Origin of the sequence: Serinicoccus sp. CNJ-927 (assembly GCF_001942435.1) — a bacterium.
GTDB lineage: Bacteria > Actinomycetota > Actinomycetes > Actinomycetales > Dermatophilaceae > Ornithinicoccus > Ornithinicoccus marinus.
In genome coordinates this window covers 73,282-85,754 of sequence record NZ_MKKF01000044.1, presented here as the reverse complement: position 1 = coordinate 85,754, position 12,473 = coordinate 73,282, and the positions used below count along the sequence as shown (strand labels likewise).

Here is a 12,473-nt window from a genome sequence, read left to right as displayed (position 1 = left end):
CGCCGCTCCGCGGACGTGGTTGTCCACAGCATCCACAACCCCGATGACGATGACGAGTTCCTTGTCATCCCCGGATCATTCCCCTGCGTCCCTGGGGACGTGCGGCAGCGCGGGGCCGACGGACGTGGCAGAGTTGCCCCGAAGACCAACATGTCCGGAAGGTTCGAGGTGTCGTGAAGTTTCGTGTCGAGCGCGATGTGCTCTCCGAGGCGGTGGCGTGGGTCGTCCGCGGCCTGTCCAACCGTCCGCCCGTCCCGGTGCTGGCCGGTGTGCTGCTGACTGCCGACCCGGAGGGGACCCTCACGTTCTCCGCCTACGACTACGAGGTCTCAGCGACCGTCACCGTCGAGGCAGAGGTCTCCGAGGGCGGCCAGGTGCTCGTCCTCGGGCGGCTGCTCGCGGACATCGCGCGGAACCTGCCGGCCAAGCCGGTGGAGGTCTCCACGGACGGCAGCAAGGTCTCGCTGACCTGCGGCTCCAGCAGGTTCTCCCTCATCCAGATGCCCGTGGGCGACTACCCGCAGCTCCCTGGCCAGGCCGAGACCAGCGGGTCGGTGCCCGGCGACTCCTTCACCCAGGCCGTCAACCAGGTCTCGATCGCGGCCGACCGCGGTGACACCCTGCCCATCCTGACCGGGGTCCGGGTGGAGATCGACGGCGAGAAGATCACCATGCTCGCCACGGACCGCTACCGGCTGGCGCAGCGTGAGCTCACGTGGTCCCCCGGCAGCAGCGACGCGGACCACGTCTGCCTCATCCCGGCCCGCACCCTCTCCGAGACCGCCAAGTCCCTGGGAGCCAGCGCCTCGGTCGACCTCTCCCTGGGTGAGGCCGGTCGCGGTGACGGTCTGGTCGCCTTCGAGGCAGGGCAGCGGCGCACCACCACGCGGCTGCTGGACGGTGAGTATCCGAAGGTCACCTCCATCTTCCCGTCCTCGGTGGACTCCGTTGCCGTCGTCGACACGCAGGCCTTCATCGAGGCGGTGCGCCGCGTCGCCCTCGTCGCCGAACGCAACACCCCGGTCCGCCTCCGGTTCTCCGAGGGTCAGCTGGCGATCGAGGCCGGCACCGGGGACGACGCCCAGGGCAGCGAGGCGGTCGAGTCCACGCTCGAGGGACCGGAGATCGAGATCGCCTTCAACCCGCAGTTCCTGCTCGACGGCCTGGGAGTGCTCGGGCAGCCCTACACCCGGTTGTCCTTCACCCAGCCCTCCCGTCCCGCCGTCATCTCCGGCCAGCCCGAGCTCGAGGGCGAGGCCGACGACAGCTACCGCTACGTCCTGATGCCGGTGCGTTTCGCCGGCTGAGGCGGCGACGCGCCAGTCCAGTTTCGACCAAGGAGGAGCACCATGAAGATCGGCATGATCGGCCTCGGCAAGATGGGCGGCAACATGCGCGAGCGGCTGCGCCGCGCGGGGCACGAAGTCGTGGGCTTCGACCTCGACGAGCAGGTGCGCGACGTGGACAGCGTCGAGGCGATGGTGGAGGCCCTCGAGGCGCCACGCGTCGTCTGGGTCATGGTGCCGCACGGCAAGCCGACCCGGTCGACCGTCGAGCAGCTCGGCGAGCTGCTGCAGGAGGGCGACCTCATCATCGAGGGGGGCAACTCGAAGTACACCGAGGACCGTGAGCTGGACGCGCTCATGGAGCCCAAGGGCATCGGCTACGTCGACTGCGGGGTCTCCGGCGGCATCTGGGGCCTGGACAACGGCTACGGGCTCATGTGCGGCGGCCGCGAGGCCGACGTGGAGAAGGCCATGCCCGTCTTCGACGCGCTGCGCCCGGAGGGCCCGCGCGAGGAGGGCTTCGTCCACGCGGGCGACGTCGGTGCGGGCCACTACGCCAAGATGGTGCACAACGGCATCGAGTACGGCCTCATGCACGCCTACGCCGAGGCTTCGAGCTGCTCCTCGCCAAGGACATCGTCAAGGATGTCAAGGGCTGCTTCCAGGCCTGGAGCCGCGGCACCGTGGTCCGCTCCTGGTTGCTGGACCTGCTGGTCAACGCGCTCGGCGAGACCCCCGAGCTCGAGGGCATCGACGAGTACACCACGGACTCCGGCGAGGGGCGCTGGACCGTCGAGGAGGCCATCGACAACGCCGTGCCCATGCCGGTCATCAGCGCCGCGCTCTTCGCCCGTTTCGCCTCCCGCCAGGAGAACTCCCCCGCCATGCAGGCGGTGGCGGCACTGCGCGGCCAGTTCGGGGGGCACGCGGTGCGCATGCTCGACGACGAGGGGACGCGCGACGCCGACCAGGTCGAGGTGCACCAGGCGCCGAGCCCAAGCACGCCGAGCCGGGCGAGTCCCGCCCCGGCGACGACTCCTGAGCACGGCCGCCGCCGCAGTCGGCCCTGACCAGACTCGACGCGCGTGCACCTGAGTCATCTCGGGATCGCCGACTTCCGGAGCTATCCGGCCGCCGACGTCGACCTGGCCCCGGGTGTCACCGTGCTGCTGGGGCGCAACGGGCAGGGCAAGACCAACCTCGTCGAGGCCGCCGGTTACGTCGCCTCCCTCAGCAGCCACCGCGTGGCCCAGGACGCCCCGCTCGTCCGGGCGGGCGCCCCGGGTGCGGCGATCGTCCGCGCGACCGTGGTCCGCGACGGCCGCGAGTCCCTGGTCGAGCTGGAGATCGTGCCGGGTCGGGCCAACCGGGCCCGGCTCAACCGTTCGCCGGTCGCGCGGCAACGGGACGTGCTCGGCACCTTGCGCAGCGTGCTCTTCGCCCCCGAGGACCTGGCGCTGGTCAAGGGGGACCCCGGGGAACGGCGGCGGTTCCTGGACGACCTGCTCGTCGCCCGGCAGCCGCGGTGGGCGGCGGTGCGGGCCGACTACGACCGGACGGTCCGGCAGCGCGGTGCGCTGCTCAAGCAGGCCGCCCACCTCTGGCGGGCACCCACCCGTCGGTCCGGCGGACCCCGGCTGGCACCCGGCGAGAGCCTCGAGGACGCGCGCTCCTCCGCGCTGGCCACGCTGGCCGTCTTCGACGACCAGCTGGCCCAGATTGGCGGCGCCTTGCTGTATGCCCGGCTGCGGCTGCTGCGGGACCTCCAGCCCTACCTCGACGAGGCATACCGCACCATCAGCGACAGCGACACCCCAGCGCGCGCCACCTACCGCAGCAGCCTGACCGAGGGGTCCGAGACGGCTCGTGGGCTCGCGGCCGCAGAGGTGCCCGAGCAGACCGAGCTGGTCACCGCGCTCCTGGGCTCGATCGAGGAGCTCCGCGGCCAGGAGCAGGAGCGCGGGGTATGCCTGGTCGGACCGCACCGTGACGACCTCACCCTCACCCTGGGTGACCTCCCGGCGAAGGCTACGCCAGTCATGGGGAGTCGTGGAGCCTGGCGCTCGCGCTCCGGCTGGCCGGCTTCCACCTGCTGCGCCACGACCTGGGCACCGACCCGGTCCTGGTCCTGGACGACGTCTTCGCCGAGCTGGACTCGGGCCGGCGTGAGCGGCTGGCCGACCTGGTGGGCGACTGCGAGCAGGTGCTCGTCACCGCGGCGGTCGCGGCCGACGTCCCGGACCGCTTGCTCGGTGAGGGGTCCAGGGTCTTCGACGTGGAGCTCGGGTCGGTCTCCCGCCGCGAGCGGGCCCCGGGCGCAGCGCCGTGACCCCCGAACAGGCCCCTGACCAGACCTCGGGGGACGAACCGGACGGCGCCCCGGGGGCGGTGCCGGAGCCGATGGACGCCGCGCGTGAGGCCCTCACCCGGGCGCGGCGGACGGCCCGCGACAAAGGGCTGCGTCCGGGCGCGCGGGGCGGGCCCGGCGCCACCGGGGGGCGGCGTCCACCGAGCCCGGTGCCGACGGCCGGCGTGACCCGCAGCTCCTGGGGGACGAGGTCGACCGCCTCGTGGCCGGCCGGGGCTGGGCCGACGACGTGCAGGTCGGCGGGGTGGTGGGACGGTGGCGTGCCATCGTCGGCGACCAGGTGGCCTCGAACGTCGAGGTGGTCGCCTTCGAGGGCAGCACGCTGACCGTCCGGGCCAGGTCGACCGCGTGGGCCACCCAGATGAGGCTGCTGACCTCCACCGTCCTCGGGCGGATCGAGGAGCTCATCGGCGAGGACGTCGTGCGCGACATCGTGGTGCAGGGACCGGCGGGGCCGCACTGGCGCAAGGGCCCGCTCTCCTCCGGCGGTCGCGGGCCGCGGGACACCTACGGCTGAGCCGTCGGGATCGGCGACGGTGCTCGACGGCGGACGCCCCGCGGGAGCGTCGGGGCGTCGCGCACGTGGGGGGACCCCTGATCCGGGGTCGCATCGCTCACAACCGGCCTCCCCCTAGACTTGCTCCTCGGACCTCCCGGTCGGGACGCCGCCGTCCGGCCGGGCCCAGTAGACCCGCATACCCGTAGACCTGCCGGAGGCACGACCTGCGGAGCCCTACCCCCGGGCCCACCACCACTCGGCGAGCGGCCACCAAGCAGCCTGGCCCGCGACACCCCGCGCCTCGGCCAGACTCAGCCAGCGCGCCTCGAGCACCTCGACCCCGTCCGGCCGCAGCGGGACCGGGGAGGGCAGCGTGGCGGCATACACCTGGACGTAGTTGTCGCCCTCGTCCCAGCTGCGGGCGCCGTGCCCGGGGGGCAGGGTGATCCGCTGGTAGCCCACGGCGACCAGCCGCTCCTGCTCCAGCTCGACCGCGATCTCCTCGGCGACCTCGCGCACGGCCGCCGCCCGCGCGGAGGCATCGGTGACCTCGCGCTTGCCGCCGGGGGCGCCCCAGCCTCCCGGGTCGAGTTGCGCACGAGGGCCATGCGCTCCGGGACCCCCTGCGCCCGGGCCAGCACCACCGACGCCCCGGCGCCGAGACGCTCCAGCGGGGAGGCGACCACCTCCAGCAGGTGCGGGGTCGGCGCGGCCCCCGCCAGCCCGTCCTCGACCCGGGCCAGCGGCCGCTCCCCCTTGCGCTTGCGGAAGCGCAACCCGCTGTCCCGCAGCCGCCGGGCCAGCTCGCCCCCGCTCACCTCGGCCGCGCCCGCAGCGACGACCTCGGCATACCGCTCCTCGGGGATGTCGTAGTGGTCGCCCTCGAAGGACCGCCGGGGTATGCCCGACCGTTGCGCGAAGGCGTGCAGCTCGGCGAGCGAGATGTCGCTCGCGAGGTGCGACCAGAGCCTGCCGTGGGCCCGCCACAGCGGCGGGTCGACGAGGACGGTCATGACCGCAGACCCTACCTGTGGACAACTTCTGCGGAGCAGGCGCGACACCGCCTAGCGTCGGAGGCACGAGGTGGCCACCCGGCCACCGTCACGAGGGAGGGAACCCATGAGCAACACCTTCGCCGTCGACACGGCACGGATCGCCGCCGCCTCCGGCGACATCGAGCGCATCGCCACCAGCATCGAGGGCGAGGTCCGCGCGATGATGGCCAAGCTCAACGCGCTCCAGGACTGCTGGCGCGGGTCAGCGGCCGGCAGCTTCCACAGCGTCACCCAGGACTGGAGCGCCACCCAGGAGAAGGTCCGCACCTCGCTGCAGCAGATCTCCACGACGCTGCGCACGGCCGGCCAGGACTACGAGCTGGTCGAGCAGACCAACCGCACCCGCTTCACCCCGGCGTGACCGCTGCAGGGTGACATGTCCGGGTCGAGCGACCTACCCCGAGTGACGGCACCGCCGCGCGCCGTGGCAGGCGTCGCGGGCGCAGGGGTCCCCAGCCCCGCCGTCGCGAGCTCCCCGGCACAGGCCGACGGGCGGGCCCCTCCGCAGTGGAGGGACCGCCCGTCGGTGGTGGTTCGCCCGCGAGGAACGCGAGCGCGCCTAGCGTCTGATCACGGGATCGATCAGAAGTCCATGCCACCCATGCCGCCGTCGGCGCCGGCCGGCATGGCCGGGGCCTTCTCCGGCTTGTCGGCGATGACCGCCTCGGTGGTGAGGAAGAGCGCGGCGATGGAGGCGGCGTTCTGCAGCGCAGAGCGGGTCACCTTCACCGGGTCGGCGACGCCGAACTCGAGCATGTCGCCGTACTCACCGGTCGCGGCGTTGAGGCCCTCGCCGGGGGTGAGCCCGCGGACCTTCTCCGCCACGACGCCACCCTCGAGACCGGCGTTGATCGCGATCTGCTTGAGCGGCGCCTCGATGGCCACCTTGACGATGTTGGCGCCGGTGGCCTCGTCGCCGTCGACGGACAGCCCGTCGAAGGCGCGGGAGGCCTGGATGAGGGCGACGCCACCACCGGCGACGATGCCCTCCTCGACGGCCGCCTTGGCGTTGCGCATCGCGTCCTCGATGCGGTGCTTGCGCTCCTTGAGCTCGACCTCGGTCGCCGCGCCCGCCTTGATGACGGCGACGCCGCCGGCCAGCTTGGCCAGCCGCTCCTGCAGCTTCTCGCGGTCGTAGTCGGAGTCGGAGTTGTCGATCTCGGTGCGGATCTGGGAGACCCGGCCGGCGATCTGGTCGGCGTCACCGCCGCCCTCGACGATGGTGGTCTCGTCCTTGGTGACGACGACCTTGCGGGCGGTGCCCAGCATGTCGAGCTCGGCGTTCTCCAGCTTGAGGCCGACCTCCTCGGAGATGACCTGGCCGCCGGTGAGGATGGCGATGTCGGCCAGCATGGCCTTGCGGCGGTCACCGAAGCCCGGGGCCTTGACGGCCACGGACTTGAAGTTGCCGCGGATCTTGTTGACGACGAGGGTCGCCAGACCCTCGCCCTCGACGTCCTCGGCGATGATCATCAGCGGCTTGCCGGACTGCATGACCTTCTCCAGCAGCGGCAGCAGGTCCTTGACCGACGAGATCTTGGAGTTGACGACCAGCACGTAGGCGTCCTCGAGGACGGACTCCATGCGCTCGGTGTCGGTGACGAAGTAGGGGCTGATGTAGCCCTTGTCGAAGCGCATACCCTCGGTGAGCTCCAGCTCCAGCCCGAAGGTGTTGGACTCCTCGACGGTGATGACACCCTCGTTGCCGACCTTGTCCATGGCCTCGGCGATCATGCCGCCGATCTCGGTGTCGGCCGCAGAGATCGACGCGGACTGCGCGATCTGCTCCTTGGTCTCCACCGGCTTGGCCATCTCGAGCAGGTCGTCGTTGACGGCCTTCACGGCGACCTCGATGCCCCGCTTGAGGGCCATCGGGTTGGCGCCGGCGGCGACGTTGCGCAGGCCCTCCTTCACCATGGCCTGGGCCAGGACGGTCGCCGTCGTCGTGCCGTCACCGGCGACGTCGTCGGTCTTCTTGGCGACCTCCTTGACCAGCTCGGCGCCGATCTTCTCGTAGGGGTCCTCGAGCTCGATCTCCTTGGCGATGCTCACACCGTCGTTGGTGATGGTGGGAGCGCCCCACTTCTTCTCGAGCACGACGTTGCGGCCCTTGGGGCCGAGGGTCACCTTGACGGCGTCGGCAAGGGTGTTCATACCCTTCTCGAGCCCGCGGCGAGCCTCCTCGTCGAAAGCAATGGTCTTGGCCATCTGAGCTGCTTCCTCCACATGCGGATGGACGGGTGACCGGGTGCCGCCCGCGACGGACGAGCCGGAGGCGCGGGGATCAGGTCTCCCCGGCTCCCGACCCTCGACAGGCCGGTCGGATTATCACTCTCATGGTGAGAGTGCTAGGACCATGATGAGCACTCGGGGCCTCCGAGTGCAAATGACGCGGCCGGTATGCCCGGAGGCGCCCGGGCTGGCCGGCGCCACCACCGTGGATCGCCCGGTCCCCGGACGGGAATCAGTGCCGCAGCTCCAGCGCCCGGATGGCGGCCAGCCGGAGTGTGTCCTCGCCGAGACCGAGGCCGCGGCCCGCGTTGGCCAGCGAGTCCACGCCGGCGATCCCGGTGCCCAGCACCTCGGTGAAACGCTCGGCCATGGCGGCGAGCTGCTCGGCCTGCGCCTCGACGAAGGTGCGGTCCACGACGTGGCCGTGCCCGGGCACCCAGGTGTCCGCCGTCTCCCCGGAGCGGCGCTCGAGCAGCGAGCGCAGCGTCGGCGCCCACTCCATCGGGAAGGCGTCCTCCATCGCCGGGTCGGCACCCTCCTCGACGAGGTCGCCGGCGAAGACGACCCCGGCGTCGGGCACCCCCACCGCCAGGTCGTGGTCGGTGTGCCCGCGCCCGGCATACTGCAGCTCGACGGTCCGACCACCCAGGTCGAGCGCGGTGTCGTCCTCGATGAGGTAGAAGGGCAGCACGATCTCGGTGTCCTCCACCTGCTCGGCGAGGTGCTCGCGGTCGGTCGAGCGCAGGTGGTCGACCACCTGCTGCCGCTGGTGCTCGCCGGTGCGCCGCAGCCCTTCGGCCGCGCCGGAGTGGGCATAGATCTGGGAGTCGCGGAAGGCGGCGTTGCCGAAGCAATGGTCGTAGTGCGCGTGCGTGTTGACCACGACCAGCTCGGTGTCGGTGATGCGGCGCACCGCCTCCAGCAGGTCCTGGCCCTGCGCGTGGAAGCTGCGGGTGTCGACGACGAGCGAGCGCTCCTCCCCCACGACCAGGCCGCAGTTGAGCTTGAGCTCCTCGTGCCGACGGACGTGGACCCCCGGAGCCACTTCTCGCCAGGTCGCCTCACTCATGCCGCGCCAGTCTACGGGCTGCCCGGCCCGCGGCTGCCCGGCCCCGGAGCCGACTTGACGCCGCGTCATTTCAGCGGGCGCGGACCGCGTCGGCTTGTCAGGCTGGGTCCCGTCAGCGCCGACACGACCTGCCCACGGGAGGCACCACATGTTCCCGACCCGGATCCTGCTCGCGACCGACGGCTCGCCCAGCGCGGCCCTCGCCCGCGAGCGCGTGATCGACCTGGTGCGGCATACCGAGGCCGAGGTGCACGTCGTGCACGTCGCCCTCGTCTCGCCGTGGACCAACCCGACGCCGCTGAGCCCCTCGCTGCGCGAACGGGTCGTGGCCGAGGCCAGACCGGTGCTCGCCGACGCGGTCAGCCAGCTGCAGGGGGCGCACGTCGCCGTCGCCGGCAGCCACCTGCGCACCGGCCGCGCCACCGACGAGATCCTGCGCCTGCGCGACGAGATCGACGCCGACCTCGTCGTCATCGGCAGCCGCGGGCAGAACGCCTTCGTGCGCGTCCTGCTCGGCAACGACGCCGAGGGCATCGTCCGGCACGCGCCCTGCGCCGTGCTCGTCGTCCGCACCGAGGAGGAGACCCGATGACCGCCGACGTGATGCTCCCGCTCGCCGACGCCGGAGGAGGTATGCCGGACTTCACCGTCCGCGCGCTCGACCTCTCGGTCATCATCGGCTACCTCGTGCTCAGCCGGATCATCCCGCTGGTGGTCGGCTCCCGGATGCAGAAGAAGGCGCACGCCGAGGCGAAGGCGAGCGGCAAGGAGAGCGACGCCTCCGAGGACTACTTCCTCGGGGGTCGCAACTTCATCTGGCCCTTCGTCGGGCTCTCGCTGGTGGCGACCAACATGTCCGGCGCGACCTTCGTCGGGCTGGCCGGCGGGGCCTACGAGCAGGGCATCTCGATCTTTGCCTACGAGTGGATGTCGGCGATCATCCTCGTCGTCTTCATCTTCTTCATCCTGCCGTTCTACCTGCGCTCCAAGGTCTTCACGCTGCCGGAGTTCCTCGAGCAGCGCTACGACCGGCGGGCGCGGATGGCCTTCGCCGGGTTCAACCTCTTCGCCAACATGTTCATCGACATGGCCGCCGCGCTCTTCGCCGGCGCCGTCGTCGTCAAGGTGCTCTACCCCGACATCCCGATGATCGTCTCGGTCGCGGTGCTCGCCATCCTGGCCGCGATCTACACCGTCATCGGCGGGTTGGGCGCGGTCATGGTGAGCGACTCGATCCAGGCGACCGTCACCCTGCTGGGCGGCGTGATCGTCCTCATCGCGACCTTCAATGCGATCGAGTCGTGGGACTCCATGGCGCAGGTCGCGGGTGACGAGAAGATGAGCCTCATCCTGCCCGCGGACCACCCCGACCTGCCGTGGCCGGGGCTGCTCACCGGGGTGCTCATCGTCGGGCTCTACTACTGGACCACCAACCAGCTCGTCGTGCAGCGCACCCTGGGTGCGAAGTCGCTGGACCACGGCCGGTGGGGCTCGCTGCTGGCCGGCTTCATCAAGCTGGCCTTCCTCTTCCTCTTCATCTTCCCCGGGGTCATGGCGCTCTCGCTGTACCCGAACCTCGAGAGTCCCGACACGGTCTTCCCGACCCTCGTCTTCGACCTGTTGCCGGTGGGCCTGCGCGGCCTCATCCTTGCGGCGGTCATCGCGGCGATCACCTCGACCGTCGACTCGATCCTCAACTCGGCCTCGACGATCGTGACGATGGACTTCGTCAAGACGCTGCGCCCCAACACCTCGCAGCGCGGTCTGGTGCTCACCGGTCGGGTCGCCACCGTCGTCGCGCTGGTCGTGGCGATCGTCTGGGCGCCCTTCATCGCCCAGTTCGACACGCTCTACAACTACCTGCAGTCGGTGCTGTCCTTCCTCGTGCCGCCGGTCGTCGCGGTCTTCCTCGTCGGCATCGCCTCGAAGCGGATCAGCGCCACGGCGGCCTTCCTCACGCTGGTGATCATGCAGCCGCTCGGGCTGCTGATGTTCATCCTCACCCAGGTGCTGCCGGAGGAGCCCTCGATCCAGTTCCTCTACGCCGCGGGCATCAGCACGGCGGCCTCGGTGCTGCTGCTGGTCGTCATCAGTCTGCTCGGACCCTCGCCGGATGAGTCCAAGACGGCCGAGCTCACGTGGAAGAGCGACTACTGGACCGAGGAGAGCCAGGCGCTGCAGGGCACCGCGGTCTGGGCGAACTACCGGGTGCTCTCGATCGTCCTGCTCGTCACGACGGCGGTGATCGTGGTGATCTGGGCCTAGCTCAGGCCGGTGATGGTGCCGTCCTCGGCGATGTCCATGCCGAGCGCAGCGGGGACCTTCGGCAGCCCGGGCATGCGCATGATGTCGCCGGTGAGGGCGACGACGAAGCCGGCGCCGGCGTTGACGACCAGGTCGCGGACGGTGATCGTGAAGCCGCGGGGCGCCCCGAGCAGCGTCGGGTCGTCGGAGAAGGAGTACTGCGTCTTGGCCATGCAGACCGGCAGGTCGCCGTACCCCTGCTCGGTGAGCTGGGTCAGCTGCGTCTGCGCGGCCGGGGCGAAGGAGACGCCGTCGGCGCGGTATACCTCGCGTGCCACGGTCTCGATCTTGGTCTGCAGGTCCGCGTCCGCGGCATACAGCGGCGCGTAGTCGCTGCCCCGCTCGCACAGCTGGACGACCGCGCGGGCGAGCTCCTCGCCGCCTTCACCGCCGCGGGTGAAGACCTCCGAGCGCGCCACCTCCACCCCGAGCTGGCCGCAGCGTTCGCGCACCAGGTCGAGCTCGGCGTCGCTGTCGCTCGGGAAGCGGTTGAGCGCGACGACGACGGGGACGCCGAACTTCGCGAGGTTCTCCAGGTGCTGCTCGAGGTTCGCCAGCCCGGCGCCCAGGGCCTCGACGTCCTCGGTGCCCAGGTCGGACTTCGGCGCGCCGCCGTTGAGCTTGAGCGCGCGGACCGTGGCGACGATGACGGCGGCGTCGGGGCGCAGACCGCCCGCCGGGCAGACGATGTCGAAGAACTTCTCGGCCCCCAGGTCGGCGCCGAAGCCGGCCTCGGTGACGACGTAGTCGGCGAGCTTGAGCGCGGTGCGGGTGGCGAGCACCGAGTTGTTGCCGTGCGCGATGTTGGCGAAGGGGCCGCCGTGGATGATCGCCGGGGTGTTCTCCAGGGTCTGGACCAGGTTGGGCTTGACGGCGTCCTTCATGAGCATGGCCATGGCGCCCGCCGCCTCGAGCTGCCCGGCGGTCACCGGCTCCTTGTCGTAGGTGTAGCCGACGACGATGCGCCCGAAGCGCTCCTTGAGGTCCTCCAACCCCGTGGCGAGACACAGCGCCGCCATGATCTCGCTGGCCACGGTGATCTCGAAGCCGGACTCCCGCACCACCCCGTCGCCCTTCTTGCCCATGCCGACGACGATGTTGCGCAGGGCGCGGTCGTTCATGTCGAGGACGCGGGTCCAGGTGATGCGCTTGGGGTCCAGGCCCAGCGGGTTGCCCTGGTGCAGCGAGTTGTCGAGCAGCGCGGCGAGCAGGTTGTGCGCCGAGGTGATGGCGTGGAAGTCGCCGGTGAAGTGCAGGTTGATGTCGTCCATCGGGACGACCTGGGCATACCCGCCGCCGGCGGCGCCGCCCTTCATGCCGAAGCACGGGCCCAGCGAGGGCTCGCGCAGGGTGGTGATGGCCTGGGCGCCGATCCGGTTGAGCGCCATGGACAGGCCGACGTTGGTCGTCGTCTTGCCCTCCCCCGCGGCGGTCGGGTTGATCGCCGTGACCAGGATCAGCTTGCCGTCCGGCCGGTCGGCCAGGCGATCGAGCACCTGCAGCGCGATCTTGGCCTTGTCGTGCCCGTAGGGCTCGAACTCGTCCTCGGTCAGCCCCAACCCCGCCGCGATGTCGGCGATCCGCTCGAGCGTGGCCCCCTGCGCGATCTGAACGTCGGTCATCATCCCTGCCTGCCTCCTCGCAGCCGGTGATCGTCCGC

The 12,473-nt window shown here is 71.2% G+C and carries 10 protein-coding genes and 3 pseudogenes; 8 read left to right on the top strand and 5 right to left on the bottom strand.

Going from position 1 to position 12,473, the window contains the following annotated elements:
• The first annotated feature begins 173 nt into the window (after nucleotides 1–173).
• The 4 genes and pseudogenes from dnaN to BJF86_RS18990 all read left to right on the top strand — a co-directional run bounded on the left by dnaN (nucleotide 174) and on the right by BJF86_RS18990 (nucleotide 4,171).
• Nucleotides 174–1,307 carry a DNA polymerase III subunit beta gene (dnaN, locus tag BJF86_RS11570; protein WP_075811510.1) on the top strand — a complete coding sequence of 378 codons (1,134 nt, stop codon included), beginning with the start codon at nucleotides 174–176 and terminating at the stop codon, nucleotides 1,305–1,307.
• 42 nt (nucleotides 1,308–1,349) lie between these two features.
• Nucleotides 1,350–2,356, top strand: a pseudogene (gene gnd / locus BJF86_RS11565) (phosphogluconate dehydrogenase (NAD(+)-dependent, decarboxylating)).
• Between the two features lie 15 nt (nucleotides 2,357–2,371).
• A complete protein-coding gene (gene recF, locus BJF86_RS11560) occupies nucleotides 2,372–3,634 on the top strand; it encodes a DNA replication/repair protein RecF (protein WP_414819945.1) in 1,263 nt (420 codons plus the stop codon).
• A 222-nt stretch (nucleotides 3,635–3,856) separates the two neighbouring features.
• A complete protein-coding gene (locus BJF86_RS18990) occupies nucleotides 3,857–4,171 on the top strand; it encodes a DUF721 domain-containing protein (protein WP_237768193.1) in 315 nt (104 codons plus the stop codon).
• A 216-nt stretch (nucleotides 4,172–4,387) separates the two neighbouring features.
• Here the strand turns inward: BJF86_RS18990 and BJF86_RS17595 are convergent.
• Nucleotides 4,388–4,726, bottom strand: a pseudogene (locus BJF86_RS17595) (NUDIX domain-containing protein); the annotation flags it as partial.
• A gap of 33 nt (nucleotides 4,727–4,759) precedes the next feature.
• Between BJF86_RS17595 and BJF86_RS18190 the strand changes: the two are divergent.
• Nucleotides 4,760–5,026, top strand: coding sequence for a hypothetical protein (locus tag BJF86_RS18190; protein WP_187345623.1), 267 nt, complete (start codon nucleotides 4,760–4,762; stop codon nucleotides 5,024–5,026).
• On the opposite strand, the pseudogene BJF86_RS17590 reads toward BJF86_RS18190, so the two are convergent.
• Nucleotides 4,996–5,166 (bottom strand): annotated as a pseudogene (locus BJF86_RS17590) (DUF4031 domain-containing protein); the annotation flags it as partial. The gene BJF86_RS18190 and the pseudogene BJF86_RS17590 sit on opposite strands and share 31 nt — an antisense overlap.
• 106 nt (nucleotides 5,167–5,272) lie before the next feature.
• Between BJF86_RS17590 and BJF86_RS11545 the strand changes: the two are divergent.
• Nucleotides 5,273–5,569: a WXG100 family type VII secretion target gene (locus tag BJF86_RS11545; protein WP_022925154.1), complete on the top strand. Its 297-nt coding sequence runs from the start codon at nucleotides 5,273–5,275 to the stop codon at nucleotides 5,567–5,569.
• Between the two features lie 221 nt (nucleotides 5,570–5,790).
• On the opposite strand, the gene groL is transcribed toward BJF86_RS11545, so the two are convergent.
• Both groL and BJF86_RS11535 read right to left on the bottom strand, forming a co-directional pair.
• Complete coding sequence (groL, locus tag BJF86_RS11540; RefSeq protein ID WP_075819082.1) at nucleotides 5,791–7,416, bottom strand: chaperonin GroEL; 1,626 nt, start codon at nucleotides 7,414–7,416, stop codon at nucleotides 5,791–5,793.
• 256 nt (nucleotides 7,417–7,672) lie between these two features.
• Entirely contained in the window at nucleotides 7,673–8,509 is an 837-nt protein-coding gene (locus BJF86_RS11535) for an MBL fold metallo-hydrolase (RefSeq protein WP_075819327.1), read from the bottom strand.
• 148 nt (nucleotides 8,510–8,657) lie between these two features.
• On the opposite strand from BJF86_RS11535, the gene BJF86_RS11530 reads away from it, so the two are divergent.
• The gene (locus BJF86_RS11530; protein ID WP_075819081.1) at nucleotides 8,658–9,101 is read left to right on the top strand and encodes a universal stress protein; all 444 of its coding nucleotides are present in this window, start codon (nucleotides 8,658–8,660) and stop codon (nucleotides 9,099–9,101) included.
• Entirely contained in the window at nucleotides 9,098–10,774 is a 1,677-nt protein-coding gene (locus BJF86_RS11525) for a sodium:solute symporter family transporter (RefSeq protein WP_083652998.1), read from the top strand. The genes BJF86_RS11530 and BJF86_RS11525 overlap by 4 nt, the downstream gene beginning before the upstream one ends.
• Here the strand turns inward: BJF86_RS11525 and BJF86_RS11520 are convergent.
• Nucleotides 10,771–12,438: a formate--tetrahydrofolate ligase gene (locus BJF86_RS11520; RefSeq protein WP_075819079.1), complete on the bottom strand. Its 1,668-nt coding sequence runs from the start codon at nucleotides 12,436–12,438 to the stop codon at nucleotides 10,771–10,773. The genes BJF86_RS11525 and BJF86_RS11520 overlap by 4 nt on opposite strands.
• Nucleotides 12,439–12,473: the final 35 nt, after the last annotated feature.